Origin of the sequence: Nonomuraea mesophila, assembly GCF_004352805.1 — a bacterium.
GTDB classification, from domain to species: Bacteria; Actinomycetota; Actinomycetes; order Streptosporangiales; family Streptosporangiaceae; genus Nonomuraea; species Nonomuraea longispora.
Map to the genome: position 1 here is coordinate 1 of NZ_SMLD01000176.1, position 18,988 is coordinate 18,988.

Genomic DNA, 18,988 nt, shown 5'->3' on the forward strand with positions numbered 1-18,988 from the left:
GCGCTCGCCTGGGGGGCGCTGACCGCGGAGTTCGCGTGGCGCAGGATCGCGCCGGGGCCGCGTACCCCGGCCGAGGTGCTGCGGATGGTCGTCACCAGCGTGGTGATCCCGCCGGTCGCCTGCGCGCACCGGCTGCGAGGGGAATGGAGGGCGCGGCGATGAGCGCTCGCTGGGCGGAAACCGAGGCGTGCGGCCCGCACCCGTGCCGGACGCCGGGCGTGCCTGCCCGCGCGCCCGCCTACACCGGCAGGCCCGGCGGCGGCCGGCGCGCCGGAGATCGCACGAGCCCGGGCCGGCGCGCAGAGCGGGGCGGAACCAGGCGGTCAGGACACGACGGATCCGCGCCGGGCAGGGGTCACCAGGACGCCGGGCAGGACAGGGCCGGGCAGGACAGGGCCGGGCAGGACCCTGCCGAGCAGGAGCGGCCGGTGGCGGGCGGCGCGGGGCGCGGGCGGGTGCTCGTGGCACGCCTGGACGACGCCGGTGACGTGCTGCTGGCCGGGCCCGCCGTCAGGGCCGTGCGGACGCTGGCCGCCGAGGTGGTCTTCCTGGCGGGCCCGAACGGCAGGGCCGCCGCCGAGCTGCTGCCCGGCGTGGACCGGGTGATCGAGTGGCACGCCCCGTGGATCGACCACACGCCGCCGCCCGTCAGCAGGAACGACGTCGCGGGCCTCGTAGGCCGCCTGCGCGGCGTGGACGAGGCGGTCGTGCTGACGTCGTTCCACCAGTCGGCACTGCCGCTGGCGCTGCTGCTGAGGCTGGCGGGCGTACGCCGGATCACCGCCATCAGCAACGACTATCCCGGCTCGCTGCTGGACGTCAGGCACGTGGTGGACGAGAGCCTCGACGTGCCGGAGGCGGAGCGCATGCTGGCCGTCGCCGCGGCGGCCGGGTTCGTGCTGCCGCCGGACGATGACGGGAAACTCGCTGTTCAACGGCCATTGCCGGATATTTCCGGTCTGCTGGGGAACTCGTCCGGGGCTGACACACGCACGTACGTCGTGGTCCATCCCGGGACCTCGGCCCCCGCCCGCACCTGGCCCGCCGGCCTGCACCGGCAGGCGGTGCTGGAGCTGGCCGAGGACGGGCACCAGGTCGTCGTGACCGGCACAGAACGTGATCTCACCGCCCACGTGGCCGGCGACGTCGCCATCGACCTGGGCGGGAGGACCACGCTCGCCGAACTGGCCGCCCTGATCGAGCACGCCGGCGTGCTCGTGGCCGGCAACACCGGCCCCGCGCACCTGGCCGCGGCCGTCGGCACTCCGGTCGTGAGCCTGTTCGCCCCCGTCGTCCCCGCGGCCCGGTGGGCTCCGTACGGCGTGCCCACGGTGTTGCTCGGCGACCAGCAGGCCCCCTGCCGGGGCAGCAGGGCACGCGCCTGCCCGGTCGCCGGGCACCCATGCCTGTCCCAGGTGACCAGCGAGCAGGTGGTCAAGGCAGTGAGGGAGCTGACGCAGTGAAGGTGGATCTCATCTCCGAGCACGCGGACCCGCTGGCCGCGGTCGGCGGCGTCGACGCGGGAGGCCAGAACGTGTACGTCGCCGCGCTGGCCGTGGCGCTGGCGCAGCGCGGGCACACGGTGACCGTCCACACCCGGCGCACCTGCGGCTCGCAGCCCGCCTCGGTGACGATGGCGCCGGGTGTCACGGTCGAGTACGTCCCGGCCGGCCCGGCGGCGCCGGTCCCGAAGGACGAGCTTCCCCCGTACATGCCGGAGTTCACCGAGCGGCTGGCCGGCCGCTGGGCGGTTCGCGCGCCGGACATCGCGCACGCGCACTTCTGGATGAGCGGCCAGGCGGCCCTCCAGGCGGCCGGACAGGCGGTACAGGGGACGGGGGCGGGCGTGCCGGTGGTGCAGACGTTCCACGCGCTCGGCACCGTCAAGCGGCGCTGGCAGGGCGAGGCGGACACCAGCCCGGCGCACCGGATCGCCACCGAGCGCGAGATCGCCAGGCGGGCCGACGCCGTGCTGGCGACCTGCACCGACGAGGTGCACGAGCTGCGCGCGATGGGCGTGCCCGAGCAGCGGGTCGCGGTCGTGCCGTGCGGGGTCGACCTGACCGCGTTCTGCCCCGAGGGGCCGGTGGCGCCGCGCACCGAGGGCGGTCTGGTGCTGAGCATCGGCAGGATGGTGCCGCGCAAGGGCGTCGACACGGTCGTCAGGGCGATGCGCGGGGTGCCGGGCGCCGAACTGGTGATCGCGGGCGGCGGCGAGGACGACGCGGAGGCGGGCCGGCTGCGGGAGCTGGCCGCGGCGTACGGGCTGGAGCGCCGCGTGCACGTGATCGGCGGCGTGCCGCGCAGTCACGTGCCGGCGCTGATGCGCTCGGCCGACGTCGTGGTGACGGTGCCGTGGTACGAGCCGTTCGGCATGGTGCCGGTGGAGGCCATGGCGTGCGGCGTGCCCGTCGTGGCCTCGGCGGTCGGCGGACACCTGGACACGGTCGCGGGCGCGGGCGTGCTGGTGCCGCCGCGCCGCCCGCGCGCCCTGTCCAGGGTGCTGTGCGAGGTGCTCGGCGACCCGGCCAGGCGGGCGGAGCTGGGCGCGGCGGGAGCGCGCAGGGTCCGTGAGAGGTACGGCTGGGCCCGCGTGGCCGAACGCACGGAGGCCGTGTACGCGCAGGTCATCGACGGCAAGGTCGGCCATCTGGCGGCCCTGGGGGGTTGATCATGGATGCTCATCTGGAGAAGCTGTGGAACACGCTGGAGAAGGTCGATGACCACGCGGTCACCGTCCGGGCCTGGGGTGGGAAGCTGGCCGGCGTGCTGTCCGCGGGAGGCAGGCTGCTGGCCTGCGGCAACGGCGGCTCGGCGGCCGAGGCCCAGCACCTGACGGCCGAGCTGGTCGGCAGGTTCCGGCACGACCGGCGGCCGTACGCGGCGATCCCGCTGCACGCCGACGGCTCGGCGCTGACGGCGATCGCGAACGACTTCGGTCATGAGGAGGTCTACGCCCGCCAGGTGCTGGCGCACGGCCGCGCGGGCGACGTGCTGATCTGCCTGTCCACCAGCGGCCGCAGTCCCAACGTGCTGGCCGCGGCCGAGGCGGCGCAGGAGTGCGGGATCGTCGCCTGGGCCATGACGGGCCCCGCGCCGAACCCGCTGGCCCTCCTGTGCGACGAGGCGGTCGCGGTGCCCGCCGAGGAGACGGCCACCGTACAGGAGGTGCACCTCGCCCTGATCCACCTGTTGTGCGACGCGGCGGAGGAGGCGCTGTGAGGGGGCCGCTCGTCGTCATCGGCGACTCGCTGCTGGACGTGGACGTCGAGGGCGACGCGGAGCGGCTCTGCCCTGACGCGCCGGTCCCCGTGGTGGACGTGGCCGCCGAGCAGGTCCGCCCCGGCGGGGCGGGGCTGGCGGCGCTGCTGGCCGCCCGCGACGGCGCCGACGTCGTGCTGATCACCGCGATGGGCGACGACCCCGACGGCCACCGCCTGTGCGGGCTGCTGTCGGAGGAGCTCGACCTGGTACGCCTGCCGCTGCGCGGCGGCACCGTGCGCAAGACCAGGATCAGGTCGAAGGGCCAGACGCTGGTCAGGCTGGACACCGGCGACGGCGCCGCCAGGTACGCCCCCAGCGAGGAGGCGGCGCAGGCGATCCTGCGGGCGGGCGCGGTGCTGGTGTCCGACTACGGCAGGGGTGTGGCGAGGATGGCCCGCGGGCTGCTGCGCGACGTCGCCGTGCCGGTGGTGTGGGACCCGCATCCCCGCGGCGAACGCCCCATGCCCGGCTGCACGCTGGTGACGCCGAGCGAGGCCGAGGCGCGGCTGCTGTGCCCCGACGGCTATCACGGTCCGGACCAGGCGGCACGCTGCCTGGTCCGCGCCATGCAGGCCAGGGCGGTGGCCGTCACGACCGGCGAGCGGGGCGCCGCGCTGGCCGTCGAGGGCGGCCCGCTGACGACGGTGCCGCCGCCGGTGCGCGCCGCCGGGCAGGACGCGTGCGGGGCGGGCGACCGGTTCGCCGCCGCCGCCGCGCTCGCGCTGCGTGACGGGACCGACGTGCAGGACGCGGTGACGATCGGCGTCGGCGAGGCCTCGCGGTTCGTCGAGCGCGGCGGCGCGGCCACCGTCAAGGTACGCGAGCAGCGGCTCGGCGACCGGCCCCGCACGGCGCTGGAGGTGGCCGAGCTGACCCGCGCGCAGGGCGGCCGGCTGATCGCCACGGGCGGCTGCTTCGACCTGCTGCACGCGGGCCACGTGAGCCTGCTGCGGCGGGCCAGGGCCCTCGGCGACGCGCTCGTCGTCTGCGTCAACTCCGACGACTCGGTACGCCGGCTGAAGGGCCCGCCGAGGCCCGTCGTGGACGCGCGCGACCGGGTCGAGGTGCTCAGGGCGCTCAGCTGCGTGGACGCCGTACTGGTGTTCGACGAGGACACCCCGGCGGCCGCCATCGAGCGGCTGCGGCCCGACGTGTGGGTCAAGGGCGGCGACTACGAGGGGGAGGTCCTGCCCGAATCCGAGGTCCTCGGCAGGCTCGGCGCGGAGACCGTCGTGCTGAGCACCCTGCCGGGACGTTCGACCACCAACCTGATCAAGGAGATCCAGTGAACATTCTCATCACCGGGGGAGCCTCGGGGCTCGGGCTGGCCACCGCCGAGGCCGTGGAGAAGGAGGGCTGGCGGGCGCTGGCCGTCGACGTCCGGGCGCCCGACCAGCGTTTCGAACATGTCACGGCCGACCTGGCCGACCGCGGGGAGGCCGAGCGCGCCGTACGCGAGCTGGCCGAGCGCGCGGGCGGCCTGGACGGCGTGGTGACGGCCGCCGGCATCGACGCGTGCGGCCGCCTGGAGGACGTGCCCGCCGACGACTGGGAGCGGGTGATCCGGGTGAACCTGCTCGGCACGGCCTCCGTCGTACGGGCGGCGCTGCCGTACCTCAAGCACACCCGCGGCACGGTCGTCACCTGCGCGTCGACGCTGGGCCTGCGGCCGCTGAGCGACGCCTCGGCGTACTCGGCGTCGAAGTTCGGCGTGGTCGGCTTCACCAGGGCGCTGGCGACCGAGCTGCGCGGCGAGGTGGGGGTGACCCTGCTGATCCCCGGCGGCATGCGTACGGGTTTCTTCGACGGCCGTCCCGAGCAGTACAAGCCGGGCCCGGAGGCCGGGCTGAACGATCCGGCCCACGTCGCCCAGTCCATCGTGTTCGCGCTGCGGCAGCCGGCCGGATGCGAGGTGAGAGAGCTCGTCGTCTGCCCCTCCACGGAGACGTCATGGCCCTAGACCTCCTGGTGCTGCGCGGGCTCGGCCTGGGCGACCTGCTCACGGCCGTGCCCGCGCTGCGGGCGCTGCGTCAGGCCTTTCCCCGGCACCGGATCACGCTGGCGGCGCCGCGGGCGCTGGACGCCCTGCCGCCGCTGACCGGGGCGGTGGACGACCAGGTGGACGTGTCGGGTCCCGGGCCGATCCCCATGGAGGAGGTGCCGTTCGGGCGTCCCGACATCGCGGTGAACCTGCACGGCAAGGGCCCGCAGAGCATCGAGGCGCTGCGGGACACCGATCCCGGCCGGCTGATCAGCTTCGGCACCGGCCCGCCGTACCCGGAGGGTGTGCACGAGGTGCGGCGCTGGTGCGGGCTGCTGGAGTGGCACGGCATCGAGGCCGACCCCGCCGACCTGACGCTCGGCGTCTCCGACCGTACGGGGCCCGCGATCGTGCATCCGGGCGCCGCCCGTCCCGCCCGGCGCTGGCCTCCCGAACGTTTCGCGCAGGTCGCCGCCGCGCTGGACGACGTGGTCGTCACGGGGAACGCCGAGGAGACGCCGCTGGCGAGGAGGGTCGCCGAGCTGGCGGGCCTGCCGCCCGAGCGGGTGCTGGCCGGGCGGACCACCATGACCGACCTGGTCGACCTGGTGAGCAGGTCCCGGCTGGTGGTCTGCGGCGACACCGGGGTCGCGCACCTCGCGACGGCGTTCTGCGTCCCGTCGGTGGTGCTGTTCGGGCCGGTCTCCCCCGCCCTGTGGGGGCCGCCGCCCGGCTGGCGTCACATCGCGTTGTGGGCCGGGCGGAACGGGGATCCGCACGGCGAACGGCCGGATCCCGGCCTGCTGAAGATCGAAGTTTCCGAAGTCGTCGACGCTGCCTTGGAGGTCACGTCATGAGGGCTCTGGTCACCGGGGGCGCCGGCTTCCTCGGCTCCTACCTGTGCGAACGGCTGCTGGACGAGGGTGCGGAGGTGGTCTGCATGGACAGCTTCCTGACCGGCGGGCCGCGCAACGTCGAGCACCTGATGGACCGGCCGGAGTTCCGGCTGATCGAGTGCGACCTGACCGGGTACGTGCACGTACCCGACCGGCTGGACCTCGTGCTACACTTCGCCTCCGCCGCCTCGCCGGCCGACTACCTGCGCTACCCGATCGAGACCCTGCGGGTGGGCAGCGCCGGCACCCTGCACGCGCTCGGGCTGGCCAGGGAGAAGAGCGCCAGGTTCGTCCTGGCCTCCACCAGCGAGGTGTACGGCGACCCGCTGGAACATCCGCAGCGCGAGACGTACTGGGGCAACGTGAACCCGGTCGGCCCGCGCAGCGTCTACGACGAGGCCAAGCGCTTCGCCGAGTCGCTGACCACCGCCTACCGCCACTCGCGCGGCACCGACACGGGGATCGTGCGCATCTTCAACACCTACGGGCCGCGCATGCGCCCGTTCGACGGCCGGGCGATCCCGACGTTCATCAGGCAGGCGCTGAAGGGCGAGCCGATCACGATCACCGGGGACGGCTCGCAGACGCGCTCGGTCTGCTACGTCGACGACACCGTGTCCGGCATCCTCGCGATGGCCCGCAGCGACTTCGGCGGCCCGGTCAACATCGGCAACCCGGACGAGCTGACCATGCTGGAGCTGGCCACGATGATCAAGGAGCTGACCGGGTCGTCGTCGGAGATCGTCTTCATCGACCGGCCCGCCGACGATCCCAAGGTCAGGCGGCCCGACACGTCGCTGGCGGCCGAGCGGCTGGGCTGGCGGGCGCAGGTGCCGGCGGCCGAGGGGCTGCGGCGCACGATCGCGTGGTTCACCGCCGAGCTGGCCTCGGTGGAACACCTCGAACAGCTCCAGGTCTGATCATGGCGAGGACCGCGATGGTCGTCGTCGACATGCTCAATCCGTACGAGCACGCCGACGCCGAGTTGCTGGAGCGTGCCGTCGAACCGGTCGTACCCCGGCTGGCCGAGCTCATCGGCCGGGCACGGGAGAGCGACGACGTGGACCTGATCTACGTCAACGACAACTACGGCGACTTCACCGCGACCAGGGACGACCTGGTGAGGCGGGCGCTCGGCGGTCGCCGGCCGGATCTGGTGGAGCCCCTCGTGCCCCCGGAGGACTGCTCGTTCCTGCCGAAGGTGCGCCACAGCGCGTTCTTCGGCACGCCGCTGGAATATCTGCTCGGGCAGCGGGGGACGGACACGGTGCTGCTGACGGGCCAGGTGACCGAGCAGTGCATCCTGTACAGCGCGCTGGACGCGTACATCCGGCACTATTCGATCATGGTGCCGCCGGACTGTGTGGCGGCGATCCACCGTGACCTCGGGCTGGCGGCGCTGCGCATGATGGAGCGCAACATGTCGGCCGAGGTCACCCCGTCCAGGGGCTGCCTCACCTAGCCGGCCTCCTCCTGGCCCCCGCGCCGGCTTGGCCTCAGCCGCGCCCTTCCCCGGGCAGGAGGCGATCGACGAGGGCCTTGAGCGTCTTGGCGTCGTCCGGGCCGAGCCGGTCCAGCAGGTGACGCCGGGTGGCCGTCTCCAGCGTCGGCAACGTCGCGTCGATCACGTGTCTGCCTTCCGGGCACAGCGCGACCTCCACCCCGATCCTCTTCCTGGTCTCGCGCCTGGAGGCGGCGCCCTGGGCCAAGGCCGCAGGCTACGGCTGGGTGACGCTCGACGTACTCGCCGGCATCCTGATGATCAACGCGGTCGAGCACGACACGGCGTGAGCGGTCCGGCTCGGCGGACACGTCCTCGCCGGCGTCTGGATCGTGGCCGGTTCCCTGGTCAGCCGTTTCTGGCCGGTGCGCGTGGTCGGCGTCATCACCGGCGTCCGGCTCGCCGGCTGCTCCTTCGTCGGCACCCTGCTCGCCGAGGAGTTCCTGCGCCCGGCCGGAATCATGGTCCTGGTCTGGTTCGCCCTCCTGGCGATCTTCCACCGCGACGACCCAGGGCACCCGGCGGCACCGGCCGGTCCGGCGCCGGCCTGACGCTCGGAATACCCGCAACCCGGCCATCGCGGTGGCGCAGCCGCTGATACGTCACCGCAGGGCAGCGGTATGTCCGTACGGTTGTGCCGGATGGCCGCGGCCGGTCAGAGCTCGACGCCGAGCAGGGCGTCCACCAGGTCCTTGACCAGGCCCGGCGCGCCGGGGTCCGGGCCGTCGGCGGCCAGCGCCTCGGTGGCCCAGGCGTCGACGGCGGCCAGCGCGCCCGGCGCGTCGAGGTCGTCGGCCAGGCGCTCGCGCACCGTGGCCAGCAACTCCCCCGCGCGCGGCCCCGACGGCAGCGCCGTGGCCGAGCGCCACAGCTTCAGCCGCCGCTCGGCCTCGGCCATCAGCTCGGGCACGTACTCCCAGTCGGCGCGGTAGTGGTGAGCCAGCAGCACGAGCCGCACCGCCATCGGGTCGTGCCGCTCGCGCAGCCTGGAGACGAACACCAGGTTGCCCTTCGACTTCGACATCTTCTCGCCGTCGAGCGCCACCATGCCGGCGTGGGTGTAGAACTTGGCGAACGGCCACTCCTCCGTGGCCGCGTGGCCCTCGGAGGCCCCGCACTCGTGGTGCGGGAAGATCAGGTCGGAGCCGCCGCCGGCCACGTCGTAGCCGGCGCCCAGGTTACCGAGGGAGATCGCCGTGCACTCGATGTGCCAGCCGGGCCGCCCTCTGCCCAGCGGCGAGTCCCAGGCGGGCTCGCCGGGCCGCTCGGCGCGCCACAGCAGCCAGTCGAGCGGGTGCCGCTTGCCCGGCCGGTCGGGGTCGCCTCCGCGCTCGGCGAACAAGTCCAGCATCTCCTGCTCGTCGTAGCCGGAGACCTGCCCGAACTTGGGCGCGTCGGCCACGCTGAAGTAGACGTCGCCGTCGAGGACGTAGGTGACGCCTCTGGCGCCGAGCCTCAAGATCAGGCCGGCCACCTCGCCGACGACCTCGGTCACGCCGACATATTCGCGGGGCGGCACGATCCGCAGTGCCTCCATGTCGCCGCGGAACAACTCGATCTCGCGCTCGGCCAGGTCGCGCCAGGGGACGCCGGTCTGTGTGGCGCGCTCCAGCAGCGGATCGTCCACGTCGGTCGCGTTCTGTGTGTAGTGCACCTCGTGGCCCGCGTCGCGCCACAACCGGCCCACGAGGTCGAAGGCGAGGTAGGTGTTGGCGTGGCCGAGGTGGGTGGCGTCGTAGGGGGTGATGCCGCAGACGTACATCCTGGCGGTCGGCCCCGGATCGGTCTGCCTGACCTGCTTCGCGGAGGTGTCGTGGAGACGCAGCGGGACGCTCTCACCAGGGAGCTTGGGGATGTTCGGGGCAGACCACGATCGCATGTCTTCGAGCCTATCCGTCCCGATCTGCGGTCAGGTCGGTGAACTCGTACGTCACGCCGCCGGGCGCGATCGCGACCTCCATCACCGACAGCGAGGCGAAGACGCGCCCGTCGGGCAGTTGGTGCCGGACGATGAGCGCGGCCGGGTCGGAGGACGGCTCCGCCAGGGCCAGCTCGCGCCAGCCGGTCGTCTCCTTGAATCTGGGCAGGTGCTCCCGCACCCGTTCGTTGCCCGGGTCCAGGCCCGAGTTGACCACCATGCCGGTGCCCTCGGGCAGCTCGGTCTCGGTGCGCCGCTCGCCGTCCCAGCTGCACAGCCGCACCCGCGACAGGTCCGCCAGCACCAGGTGGAAGGGGTCGTAGCGGGTCAGGTCGGCGCCGGGGAAGTCCCCGTCGTACGCGGCCCGCAGCGCCAGGTCGCCCCGGGAGATCCTCGTGGTCTCCCGGGCGGCCCGGCCGTGGCCGTTCAGCAGTGCGGCGGCGCGGCGGGCCGGCGGATTGACGGCCAGCCAGGTGCCTCCGGCCTTGAGGTCGCGCCCGCCGATCACGCCCGGGTATTCGGGCCAGTGCTCCCCCGGGCCCTCCCATGGGCGGTCGGCGAACTCGTCTCTCACACCCATGAGCGTCAGCGGCCGCCCGGTTCTCACGATCAGCGTGCACATGGGGCAAAGGGTAATAAACGGCCCAAGGCGCGGTCCGCCCGGGGGGCGGTCAGATCGGCGGCCAGGGGATGGCGGGCCAGCCCTCAGGCGGGTAGGGGTGCACGCCGGTGTCGAGCAGCCGCCTGACCCGCTGCCAGGTCGCCTCCACCTCCGCCGGGGTGAGCAGCTCGCGCAGCTTGCGCCCGAGCGAGCCGGACTCGAGGTCGCGCTCCAGCTTGGCCAGCACCGCCACCGCCTCGCGGGCCAGCGGCTTGCCGCGCCACTGCCACAACACCGTGCGCAGTTTGTCCTCGACGGAGAAGCAGACCCCGTGGTCGACGCCGTAGACGTGGCCGGTGGGCAGCGGCAGCAGGTGACCACCCTTGCGGTCGGCGTTGTTGACCACGGCGTCGAACACCGCCATCCGGCGCACGACCGGATTGCGGCTCCTGACCAGCCGCATGAGATCGATCTCGCGCTCGGTGTCGATCCAGAGCTGGCACATGCCGGGCCCGAAGGGACCGTCGCGGTAGACGGTGGGCGGCACGACGCGCCAGCCGGTCGCCTGCGACACCTCGTAGGCGGCCACCTCACGGGCGGCCAGGGTGCCGTCGGGGAAGTCCCACAGCGGGCGCTCGCCGCGTACGGGCTTGTAGACGCAGGCCGCCGAGCGGGAGCCCAGCTTGACCGAGCAGTAGAGCGTCATGTTGGTCGCCTCGACCAGGCGGCCGGCCACCTCCAGACTCCCGTCGCGCAGCAGCGTGTGCGCCTCCTCCTCGTGCAGGGGCGGCTGGGGCGACTTGACGGCCGGTTCGCTCTCAGGAGCGGTCATGAAGCCGCCTCACCCCCGCGGTAGCCGTTGAGACGGACGCACACATGGCCGGCGGCGTCGAGTGGCTGGCCGCACAGGGGACACGGCGGGCGGCCGGCCGCGACGATCTGAAGCGCCCGCTGAGTGAAGGCCCGGGCGGCCCCGGCACTGATGCGCACGCGCAACACCGCCGGATCGGGCCCGTCGAGGTCGTCCTCGTCGACGGCTTCCTGCGCCTCGATCACCACCTGCGATCTCTCGGAGTCCCAGGCGAGCGCCATGGTCCCCACGCGGAAGTCCTCCGCGACCGGCACGTCCAGGGGGGCGTCGTCGGCCAGGTCGGCGGGGGCCAGCGCGGGCACGTGCGCGGTGCCCCCGCTGAGGCGCAACACCTCGTCGAGCAGTTCGTCGAGCCTGCCCGCCAGCGCCGCGACCTGCAACTTCTCCAGCGCCACCGTGGTCAGTCTGCCCTCGGCCCTGGCCTGCAGAAAAAAGACCCGTGCGCCCGGCTGCCCCAAGGCACCGGCGACGAACCTCTCTGGTGGGTCGTAGTCGAAGACCGGCATAGCCTGACCTTACGTGGTTCCGGGTCCGCCGCCGACGGCAGCATCGCTCCCGGTGATGTTTTCTCCCCCGTCTTTCTCCTCCGAATCCTCGGGCAGCCTCAATTCCCCCATATCGTTAAGCCTGAGAACAAAGGGACGCAGGGGCGCATAGCGAATGACCGTGACCGCCGCAGGATCGGCAGTTATCCGCTGAAAATGATCGAGGTGGAGGCCCAGAGCGTCCGCGACGATCGCCTTGATCACGTCGCCGTGGCTGCAGACCAGGTAGACACCCTTCTCCCCGACCCGCTCGTTCCACTCCCTGACCGCGGCGACCGCGCGATGCTGCATCGCCGTCAGCGCCTCGCCGCCGGGGAACGTCACCGCGCTCGGATGCGCCTGCACCACCTGCCACAACCGCTCGCCGGCCAGCTCCTTCAGCGGCCGCCCCGTCCACTCGCCGTACCCGCACTCGATGAACCGCTCGTCGATCTCCACCTCCGCCGCGCGCCCGTCGGCGACCGCCTGGGCCGTCTCACGGCATCGTTCGAGCGGGCTGGAGACGATCGCGTCGAGCTCGACGCCCGCGATGCGCCCGGCGAGCGCCGCGGCCTGCGCCCTGCCCGCCTCGCTCAGATGCACTCCAGGGGTACGGCCGGCCAGCACCGGCCCCGTGAGATCCGTCAGCCCGTGCCGGGCGAGAAGCAACGTGGTCACCCTGCCAGTGTCGCAGGCGTCGATCACCACGGTCGATCCGCCCGAACGCGGCCGGCCGCCCGGCTTCTGGCCCGGCTTGCGCACAGCGCGCCACCCTACGGCCCTGACCTCCGACAACAGCGGAGCGGCAGCCTGCTGCGCGGGTTCGTTGTTGGTAATCTGGCGGGATCATGGAGCAGCGCTATGTCGGCCACAGCGGGCTGTCGGTGTCCAGGCTGGGGCTCGGCACGATGACCTGGGGGCGCGACACCGACACGGACGAGGCGGCCGCCCAGCTCCGCACGTTCCTCGACGCGGGCGGCAACCTCGTCGACACGGCCGACGTCTACACCGGCGGTGACTCCGAGCGGCTGCTGGGGCGCATGCTGCGCGACTCCGTGCCCCGCTCCGAGCTGGTGATCTCCACCAAGGCCGTGGTCACCCCCACGGGCCGGCGCCCCCGCGACGCCTCCAGGCGCCACCTGATCGCCGCCGTCGACGACTCGCTCAACCGGCTCGGGCTCGACTACGTCGACCTGTGGCAGCTGCACACCTACGACGCGGAGGTGCCGCTGGAGGAGACGCTGGCCGCGCTCGACGCGATCGTCTCCTCCGGCCGGGCCGTCTACGCCGGCGTCTGCGACTACGCCGGCTGGCAACTGGCCGCCGCCGCGGTCACCCAGAGAACGGTCCCCGGCCGCATCCCGATCACCTCCGCGCAGGCCGAATACTCCCTGCTGGCCCGCCAGCCCGAGCGCGAGCTGCTGCCCGCCGCCACCAGCCTCGGCGTGGGCGTGCTGGCCTGGTCCCCGCTGGGCCGGGGGGTGCTGACGGGCAAATACCGCACCGGCGTCCCCGGCGACTCGCGCGCCGCCACCCCCCACTTCGCCGACTTCGTCCGCCCCTACCTCGACGAGCGCAGCCGGCGCGTGGTCGAATCGGTCATGACCGCCGCCGACGGGCTCGGCGTCTCGCCCCTGGCGGTGGCGCTGTCCTGGGTGCGCGACCAGCCGGGCGTCGCCTCGGCCATCGTCGGAGCGCGCACACACGCGCAGCTCAAGGGCATCCTGCCCGCCGAAGACGTGGTGCTGCCCATAGAGATCCGAGAGGCCCTCGATGACGTGTCGTCACTCGACTGACCGGGAACGAGAGACTCTCTCGTGTATCACTAGTCGATACCGAATCGCAACTTTACCCTCCAAACGCCTGCGTCCCACCGGTGATGTCCACCAGGATTTCCCCCTGAGGCAACGCAGGAGGGGACGGATGGGGAGCAGGACCGCGATCTCGGCGGGAGTTCTCGCGGTGGCGCTGGGGGCCGTTCCGGTGGCGGCACCGGCCGCGGCGGCGGCCACCACGCAGGACTGCACGCGGGGCGGCGGCCTGCTCTCGGGGGTGACCAACACGCTGTGCGACGTCGTGGGCGCGGTGACCGGCACGGTCGACACGCTGACGGGCGGGGTCACCGGCAAGGTGACCGACGGCCTCGACAAGACCACCGACGAGGTGCTCGGCAGGGTGGGCAGGGCCGTACCCACCGCCAGGCCCAAGAACACCAGGACAGCCGAGCCGTCCCCGTCGCCGTCGCCCAGGGGCGAGCAGGAGGAGCGGGAGTCTCCCGAGGGCATCTGCCAGGAAGGCCCGGCCTGCGCCGACGGCGAGGTCTACGGCCCCCTTTCGCCGCAGCCCACGCCCTCCGCCAGGCGCCCGGCGCGGCCGCGCGCGGGCCAGAAGGACTCCACGGCGGTGCCGGGCACGTCGAAGAGGCACAGGCCCGAGAGCCGGCCGCAGCTCATGGACACCCGCCGGCCGCTGGCCGACAAGAAGCGCGCCGACCCGGAGGAGCCGCGGGTCGACCTGCTGTGGCCCAACCCGTTTGCGCACGAGCTGTCCGTGCCGATGCAGCAGCAGCGGGTCGTACGCCCCAGCCCGCCCACCTCCGACGTGCTCGGCACGGCGCTGACCATCGCCCTGCTGGGATCGGCGGTGCTCGCCGCCCGCATCGTGCAGCAGCGCCGCAGCCGCACCGAGCCCGCCGAGTCGATCCCCTTCGAGCCGGCCCGCGCCGGCAACGGCCGCCACCGCACGGCCTGACCCGCCTGGCCTGACCGCCGGCCGGTCACCGGACGGCAGGGGCGACCGGCCGGACACCCGGGCACGGCCGCCGCCTGCGCCGGAGCACCCGACGGCAGCCTCAGCCGATCCGAGGCCGGGCGCACCGCCGGTGGCGACGGAGAAGCGTTTCAACGGCCCGGCGTAGCGGGCCGGGCGCAGGCGTCAGCCGCCGATGGCGTGGACGCCGCCGTCCACGTGGACGATCTCGCCCGTGGTCGCCGGGAACCAGTCGGACATGAGGGCGACGCAGGCCCTGGCCGCCGGGCTCGTGTCGGACAGGTCCCAGCCCAGCGGGGCCTTCTCCGGCCAGCTGTCCTCGAACTCCTTGAAGCCGGGGATCGACTTGGCCGCCATCGTACGCAGCGGACCGGCCGCCACCAGGTTGACGCGGATGTTGTGCTTGCCCAGGTCGCGGGCGAGGTAGCGGTTGCAGGACTCCAGGCCCGCCTTGGCCACGCCCATCCAGTCGTAGACCGGCCACGCCTTGGAGGCGTCGAAGTCGAGGCCGACGAGGGAGCCGCCCTCCTTCATGAGCGGCAGGCAGGCGACCGCCAGCGACTTGTACGAGTATGTCGACACCTGAACAGCGGTCGCGACGTCGTCCCACGGGGTGTTGAGGAAGTTGCCGCCCAGGGCGCTCTGCGGGGCGAAGGCGATCGAGTGCACCACGCCGTCGAGACCGTCGACCTGCTCCCCGACCCGGTCGGCGAGCGTGTCGAGGTGCTCGGTGTTCTGGACGTCGAGCTCCAGCACGGGGGCCGGCGACGGCAGGCGCTTGGCGATGCGCTCGACCAGGCTCAGCCGGCCGAACCCGGTGAGCACCACCGTGGCGCCCTCCTCCTGGGCCAGCTTCGCCACGTTGAACGCGATCGAGGCATCGGTGAGCACGCCCGTCACCAGGATGCGCTTGCCTTCGAGAATGCCCATGTCAGTGCCCCATTCCAAGTCCGCCGTCGACGGGGATCACGGCCCCGGTGATGTAGGAGGCGTCGTCGCCGGCGACGAAGCGCACCACGCGCGCGACCTCCTCGGGAGTGGCCTGGCGCCCGAGCGGGATGCGCGCCACGATCTGCTCCTGGTCGAGATCGGCCGTCATGTCGGTGGCGACGAAGCCGGGCGAGACGACGTTGACCGTGATGTTGCGCGAACCGTATTCGCGGGCCAGGGAACGGGCGAAGCCGATGAGGCCGGCCTTGGAGGCGGCGTAGTTGGCCTGCCCGGCCTGGCCGGTCAGGCCGATGACCGAGGAGATGAGGACGATCCTGCCGCGCTTGAGCCGCATCATGGGCCGGATGGCCCGCTTGGCGACGCGGTAGGCGCCGGTGAGGTTGGCGTCGATGACGTCGGTGAAGGTGTCCTCCTTCATCATCGCCAGCAACGTGTCCTTGGTGATGCCCGCGTTGGAGACGACGACCTCGACCGGGCCGTGCTCGGCCTCCACCTTGTCGAAGGCGGCCTCGACGTCGGCCATGCTGGTGACGTCGCAGCGCACGCCGAACAGGCCCTCGGGCGGCTCCCCCGATCGGTAGGTGACGGCGACGGCGTCGCCCGCCGCGGAGAGTTCACGGGCGATCGCGAGGCCTATGCCGCGGTTGCCCCCGGTGACGAGTACAGAGCGTGCCATGACACCTGACGCTATCTCCTACCGGCGGGTATGCGCTTGTCCGGGAGACACAAGATCGCAGGGTTAGGATCGTGGACATGCGCCAGATCGATCCCGATTTCCTGGAGCTGCCGTTGCGGCAGCTCGCGGACGCCGCCCTGCAACGCGCTCGCGACCTCGGCGCCGAGCACGCCGACTTCCGGCTCGAACGCGTCAGGGCCGAGACGCTGAGCCTCTACGACGCCCGGCTCGAAGGCGCCATGGACGCCGACGACCTGGGCTACGCCGTACGCGTCGTCAAGGGTGGCACATGGGGGTTCGCCGCCGGCATCCACCTGACCCCTGAGGCCGCCGCGGTGGTGGCCGAGCAGGCGGTGCGGGTGGCGGAGGTGAGCGCCCCCCTCAACAGGGAGCCCATCGAGCTGGCGCCGGAGCCGGTGCACGCCGACACGGTGTGGGTGTCGGCGTACGACGTCGACCCGTTCGAGGTGCCCTCGGCCGACAAGGTGGGCCTGCTGGCCGACTGGTCGGCCGGGCTGCTCAAGGGGACCGACCACGTCTCGGCGCGGCTGCTGCAGGTCAAGGAGCAGAAGTTCTACGCCGACACGACCGGCACGGCCACCACGCAGCAGCGGGTGCGGATCCACCCCAGGCTCAACGCGATGAAGGGCGCCGAGCAAGGGTTCGACGACATGTCGACCCTCGCGCCGCCGGCCGGCAGGGGCTACGAATACCTGACGGGCGCCCACTGGGACTGGCAGGGCGAGCTGGACCGGCTGCCCGAACTGCTCGCGGAGAAGCTGGCCGCGCCCTCGGTCGAGGCCGAGGACTACGACCTGGTGATCGACCCGTCCAACCTGTGGCTGACGATCCACGAGTCGATCGGCCACGCCACCGAGCTCGACCGGGCGCTCGGCTACGAGGCGGCCTACGCCGGCACCAGCTTCGCCACGTTCGACCAGCTGGGCGAGCTGGTCTACGGCTCACCGCTGATGAATGTCACCGGCGACCGCACGGTCACGCACGGCCTGGCCACGATCGGTTACGACGACGAGGGCGTACAGGGGCAGAGCTTCGACATCGTGCGCGACGGCATCCTGGTCGGCTACCAGCTCGACCGGCGGATGGCACTGATGAAGGGGTTCGGGCGGTCCAACGGCTGCGCGTTCGCCGACTCGCCCGGCCACATGCCGATCCAGCGCATGGCCAACGTGTCGCTGGTTCCGGCCCCCGGCGGGCCCTCGACCGACGAGCTCATCGCGGGCGTCGAGCGGGGCCTTTACATCGTCGGCGACAAGAGCTGGTCGATCGACATGCAGCGCTACAACTTCCAGTTCACGGGGCAGCGGGCGTACAGAATCTCGAACGGGAAGCTGGCCGGGCAGGTCAGGGACTTCGCCTACCAGGCGACGACGACCGACTTCTGGCAGTCGATGGAGGCCGTGGGCGGGCCGCAGACCTACGTGCTGGGCGGCGCGTTCAACTGCGGCAAGGGCCAGCCGGGGCAGGTCGCGCCGGTCAGCCACGGCTGCCCGTCGGCGCTCTTCCGGGGCGTACGGATCCTCAACACGGTGCAGGAGGGCGGCAAGTGAACGAGCGCGGCGAACGGACCGGCGGGCGCGGCTCCGTGGGGAGCCCCGTCTCCCCTCAGGACATGGTGGACAGGGCCCTGGAGCTCTCCCGCAACGACGGCTGCGTGGTGCTGGTGGACGAAGGGTCCACGGCCAACCTGCGGTTCGCGGGCAACACGCTGACCACGAACGGCGTCGCCCGCTCCTCGCGGCTGACCGTGATCTCGATCGCGGGGCAGGGCGTCGGGGTGGTGTCGCGATCGGCCGTACGCGAGGACCAGCTCGCCGACGTGGTGGCCGCGGCCGACGCGGCCGCACGTGACGCCCGGCCCGCCGACGACGCCCGCGGCCTCGTGGCGGGCATCCCCGCGTCGCCCGGCTGGAGCGAGCCGGTGCGCCCGACCGACATCGGGGTGTTCGGGGAGCTGGCGCCCGCGCTCGGCGACGCGTTCGCCGCCGCGGAGGCGGGCGCAGGCAAGCTGTACGGGTTCGCGGAACACTCGCTGAACACGACGTTCCTCGGCTCCTCCACGGGCCTGCGGCTGCGCCACGACCAGCCGGCCGGTCGGCTCGAGCTCAACGCCAAGTCGGCCGACATGAAGCGCTCCACGTGGACCGGCGTGTCCACGCCCGACTTCACCGACGTCGACGTGGCGGCGCTCGGGTCCTCCCTGGCCCGGCGGCTGGAGTGGGCCAAGACGCGGGTCGACCTGCCCGCCGGCCGCTACGAGACGCTGCTGCCGCCGAGCGCGGTGGCCGACCTCATGATCTACATGTTCTGGTCGTCGGGCGCCCGCGACGCGCTCGACGGGCGTTCGGTGTTCGCCAAGCCCGGCGGGGGCACCCGGGTGGGCGAGCAGCTGGCCACGCTGCCCGTCTCGCTGTCGAGCGACCCGGGGGCCGCGGGCATCGAGTGCGCGCCGTTCCTGATGGCCCACGCCTCCGACAGGGACAGCTCGGTCTTCGACAACGGGCTGCCCCTGGGGCCGACCGGCTGGATCACCGACGGCCGCCTCGGCGCGCTGCTGCAGACCCGCTACTCGGCGGAGCTGAGCGGGCTCCCGGTGACGCCGGGCATCGACAACCTGATCATGTCGGGCCCCGGCGACGGCAGGTCACTGGACGAGATGGTCGCCTCCACCAGGCGGGGGCTGCTGGTCACGTGCTTGTGGTACATCCGCGAGGTCGACCCGCAGACACTGCTGCTGACCGGGCTGACCCGGGACGGCGTCTACCTCGTCGAGCACGGCGAGATCGTGGGCGAGGTGAACAACTTCCGCTTCAACGAGAGCCCGGTCGACCTGCTGGGGCGGCTGGCGGAAGTGGGAGCCGGCGAACGCACGCTGCCGAGGGAGTGGGGCGACTACTTCCAGCGCACGGTCATGCCGCCGGTGCGGGTGCCCGACTTCAACATGTCCACGGTGAGCCAGGCAAGCTGATCCCCCGGGCGCACCCATGCCGCCCGTCCGCCCGCGCCGCCCGTGCC

General features: G+C 72.9%; 21 protein-coding genes. 14 read left to right on the plus strand and 7 right to left on the minus strand.

Translation table 11 applies throughout. The features are described 5' to 3' along the window. Positions 1-428: 428 nt before the first annotated feature. The 10 genes from E1295_RS39900 (at position 429) to E1295_RS50420 (ending at position 8,193) form a co-directional block, all read left to right on the plus strand. A complete protein-coding gene (locus tag E1295_RS39900; RefSeq protein WP_220449124.1) occupies positions 429-1,463 on the plus strand; it encodes a glycosyltransferase family 9 protein in 1,035 nt (344 codons plus the stop codon). Next, entirely contained in the window at positions 1,460-2,671 is a 1,212-nt protein-coding gene (locus tag E1295_RS39905; protein ID WP_132639144.1) for a glycosyltransferase, read from the plus strand. The genes E1295_RS39900 and E1295_RS39905 overlap by 4 nt, the downstream gene beginning before the upstream one ends. Before the next feature lie 2 nt (positions 2,672-2,673). Next, positions 2,674-3,222 carry a D-sedoheptulose-7-phosphate isomerase gene (locus E1295_RS39910; protein ID WP_132639146.1) on the plus strand — a complete coding sequence of 183 codons (549 nt, stop codon included), beginning with the start codon at positions 2,674-2,676 and terminating at the stop codon, positions 3,220-3,222. Continuing rightward, entirely contained in the window at positions 3,219-4,553 is a 1,335-nt protein-coding gene (locus E1295_RS39915) for a PfkB family carbohydrate kinase (protein ID WP_132639148.1), read from the plus strand. Before E1295_RS39910 ends, E1295_RS39915 begins: the two co-directional genes overlap by 4 nt. After that, the gene (locus tag E1295_RS39920) at positions 4,550-5,224 is read left to right on the plus strand and encodes an SDR family oxidoreductase (protein WP_132639150.1); all 675 of its coding nucleotides are present in this window, start codon (positions 4,550-4,552) and stop codon (positions 5,222-5,224) included. The genes E1295_RS39915 and E1295_RS39920 overlap by 4 nt, the downstream gene beginning before the upstream one ends. Then, entirely contained in the window at positions 5,215-6,102 is an 888-nt protein-coding gene (locus tag E1295_RS39925; RefSeq protein ID WP_132639153.1) for a glycosyltransferase family 9 protein, read from the plus strand. Before E1295_RS39920 ends, E1295_RS39925 begins: the two co-directional genes overlap by 10 nt. After that, on the plus strand, positions 6,099-7,061 hold the full coding sequence (locus E1295_RS39930) for a UDP-glucuronic acid decarboxylase family protein (protein ID WP_132639155.1): 963 nt from the start codon (positions 6,099-6,101) through the stop codon (positions 7,059-7,061). Before E1295_RS39925 ends, E1295_RS39930 begins: the two co-directional genes overlap by 4 nt. Before the next feature lie 2 nt (positions 7,062-7,063). Then, entirely contained in the window at positions 7,064-7,603 is a 540-nt protein-coding gene (locus tag E1295_RS39935; protein WP_132639157.1) for a cysteine hydrolase family protein, read from the plus strand. 128 nt (positions 7,604-7,731) lie between these two features. Next, the gene (locus E1295_RS50415; RefSeq protein ID WP_220449122.1) at positions 7,732-7,932 is read left to right on the plus strand and encodes a hypothetical protein; all 201 of its coding nucleotides are present in this window, start codon (positions 7,732-7,734) and stop codon (positions 7,930-7,932) included. Positions 7,933-7,974: 42 nt separating this feature from the next. Next, positions 7,975-8,193, plus strand: coding sequence for a hypothetical protein (locus E1295_RS50420; protein ID WP_220449123.1), 219 nt, complete (start codon positions 7,975-7,977; stop codon positions 8,191-8,193). A gap of 104 nt (positions 8,194-8,297) precedes the next feature. Here E1295_RS50420 and mshC read toward each other — a convergent pair whose 3' ends face one another. The 5 genes from mshC to E1295_RS39970 are packed head-to-tail and all read right to left on the minus strand — an operon-like array spanning position 8,298 to position 12,234. Further along, the gene (gene mshC, locus E1295_RS39950) at positions 8,298-9,521 is read right to left on the minus strand and encodes a cysteine--1-D-myo-inosityl 2-amino-2-deoxy-alpha-D-glucopyranoside ligase (RefSeq protein ID WP_132639159.1); all 1,224 of its coding nucleotides are present in this window, start codon (positions 9,519-9,521) and stop codon (positions 8,298-8,300) included. Positions 9,522-9,531: 10 nt separating this feature from the next. Beyond that, positions 9,532-10,182: an NRDE family protein gene (locus E1295_RS39955; protein WP_132639161.1), complete on the minus strand. Its 651-nt coding sequence runs from the start codon at positions 10,180-10,182 to the stop codon at positions 9,532-9,534. Between the two features lie 49 nt (positions 10,183-10,231). Beyond that, entirely contained in the window at positions 10,232-10,993 is a 762-nt protein-coding gene (locus E1295_RS39960; protein WP_132639163.1) for an SCO1664 family protein, read from the minus strand. After that, positions 10,990-11,538 carry a DUF3090 domain-containing protein gene (locus tag E1295_RS39965; protein ID WP_132639165.1) on the minus strand — a complete coding sequence of 183 codons (549 nt, stop codon included), beginning with the start codon at positions 11,536-11,538 and terminating at the stop codon, positions 10,990-10,992. The genes E1295_RS39960 and E1295_RS39965 overlap by 4 nt, the downstream gene beginning before the upstream one ends. A gap of 9 nt (positions 11,539-11,547) precedes the next feature. Further along, entirely contained in the window at positions 11,548-12,234 is a 687-nt protein-coding gene (locus E1295_RS39970) for an MSMEG_4193 family putative phosphomutase (protein WP_132639180.1), read from the minus strand. 170 nt (positions 12,235-12,404) lie between these two features. On the opposite strand from E1295_RS39970, the gene E1295_RS39975 reads away from it, so the two are divergent. Next, positions 12,405-13,352, plus strand: coding sequence for an aldo/keto reductase (locus E1295_RS39975; protein ID WP_132639168.1), 948 nt, complete (start codon positions 12,405-12,407; stop codon positions 13,350-13,352). A gap of 127 nt (positions 13,353-13,479) precedes the next feature. Continuing rightward, the gene (locus E1295_RS39980; protein ID WP_132639170.1) at positions 13,480-14,307 is read left to right on the plus strand and encodes a hypothetical protein; all 828 of its coding nucleotides are present in this window, start codon (positions 13,480-13,482) and stop codon (positions 14,305-14,307) included. A gap of 183 nt (positions 14,308-14,490) precedes the next feature. Here the strand turns inward: E1295_RS39980 and fabI are convergent, their stop codons facing one another. Then, the gene (fabI, locus tag E1295_RS39985) at positions 14,491-15,255 is read right to left on the minus strand and encodes an enoyl-ACP reductase FabI (RefSeq protein ID WP_132639172.1); all 765 of its coding nucleotides are present in this window, start codon (positions 15,253-15,255) and stop codon (positions 14,491-14,493) included. A 1-nt stretch (position 15,256) separates the two neighbouring features. Further along, complete coding sequence (locus E1295_RS39990; RefSeq protein WP_132639174.1) at positions 15,257-15,952, minus strand: beta-ketoacyl-ACP reductase; 696 nt, start codon at positions 15,950-15,952, stop codon at positions 15,257-15,259. A gap of 77 nt (positions 15,953-16,029) precedes the next feature. Here E1295_RS39990 and E1295_RS39995 point away from each other — a divergent pair, with 77 nt between their 5' ends. Both E1295_RS39995 and E1295_RS40000 read left to right on the plus strand, forming a co-directional pair. Continuing rightward, positions 16,030-17,523, plus strand: a complete 1,494-nt coding sequence (locus tag E1295_RS39995; protein ID WP_132639176.1) for a TldD/PmbA family protein — start codon at positions 16,030-16,032, stop codon at positions 17,521-17,523. A 62-nt stretch (positions 17,524-17,585) separates the two neighbouring features. Beyond that, entirely contained in the window at positions 17,586-18,941 is a 1,356-nt protein-coding gene (locus E1295_RS40000; protein ID WP_132639182.1) for a metallopeptidase TldD-related protein, read from the plus strand. Positions 18,942-18,988: the final 47 nt, after the last annotated feature.

Bases quoted from the DNA above. Each gene is read 5' to 3' on its own strand.
- E1295_RS39910 (WP_132639146.1), top strand. From the start codon at position 2,674: ATGGATGCTCATCTGGAGAAGCTGTGGAACACGCTGGAGAAGGTCGAT.
- E1295_RS39925 (WP_132639153.1), top strand. From the start codon at position 5,215: ATGGCCCTAGACCTCCTGGTGCTGCGCGGGCTCGGCCTGGGCGACCTG.
- E1295_RS39930 (WP_132639155.1), top strand. From the start codon at position 6,099: ATGAGGGCTCTGGTCACCGGGGGCGCCGGCTTCCTCGGCTCCTACCTG.
- E1295_RS39935 (WP_132639157.1), top strand. From the start codon at position 7,064: ATGGCGAGGACCGCGATGGTCGTCGTCGACATGCTCAATCCGTACGAG.
- mshC (WP_132639159.1), bottom strand. From the start codon at position 9,521: ATGCGATCGTGGTCTGCCCCGAACATCCCCAAGCTCCCTGGTGAGAGC.
- E1295_RS39955 (WP_132639161.1), bottom strand. From the start codon at position 10,182: ATGTGCACGCTGATCGTGAGAACCGGGCGGCCGCTGACGCTCATGGGT.
- E1295_RS39960 (WP_132639163.1), bottom strand. From the start codon at position 10,993: ATGACCGCTCCTGAGAGCGAACCGGCCGTCAAGTCGCCCCAGCCGCCC.
- E1295_RS39965 (WP_132639165.1), bottom strand. From the start codon at position 11,538: ATGCCGGTCTTCGACTACGACCCACCAGAGAGGTTCGTCGCCGGTGCC.
- E1295_RS39975 (WP_132639168.1), top strand. From the start codon at position 12,405: ATGGAGCAGCGCTATGTCGGCCACAGCGGGCTGTCGGTGTCCAGGCTG.
- E1295_RS39980 (WP_132639170.1), top strand. From the start codon at position 13,480: ATGGGGAGCAGGACCGCGATCTCGGCGGGAGTTCTCGCGGTGGCGCTG.
- fabI (WP_132639172.1), bottom strand. From the start codon at position 15,255: ATGGGCATTCTCGAAGGCAAGCGCATCCTGGTGACGGGCGTGCTCACC.
- E1295_RS39990 (WP_132639174.1), bottom strand. From the start codon at position 15,952: ATGGCACGCTCTGTACTCGTCACCGGGGGCAACCGCGGCATAGGCCTC.
- E1295_RS39995 (WP_132639176.1), top strand. From the start codon at position 16,030: ATGCGCCAGATCGATCCCGATTTCCTGGAGCTGCCGTTGCGGCAGCTC.
- E1295_RS40000 (WP_132639182.1), top strand. From the start codon at position 17,586: ATGGTGGACAGGGCCCTGGAGCTCTCCCGCAACGACGGCTGCGTGGTG.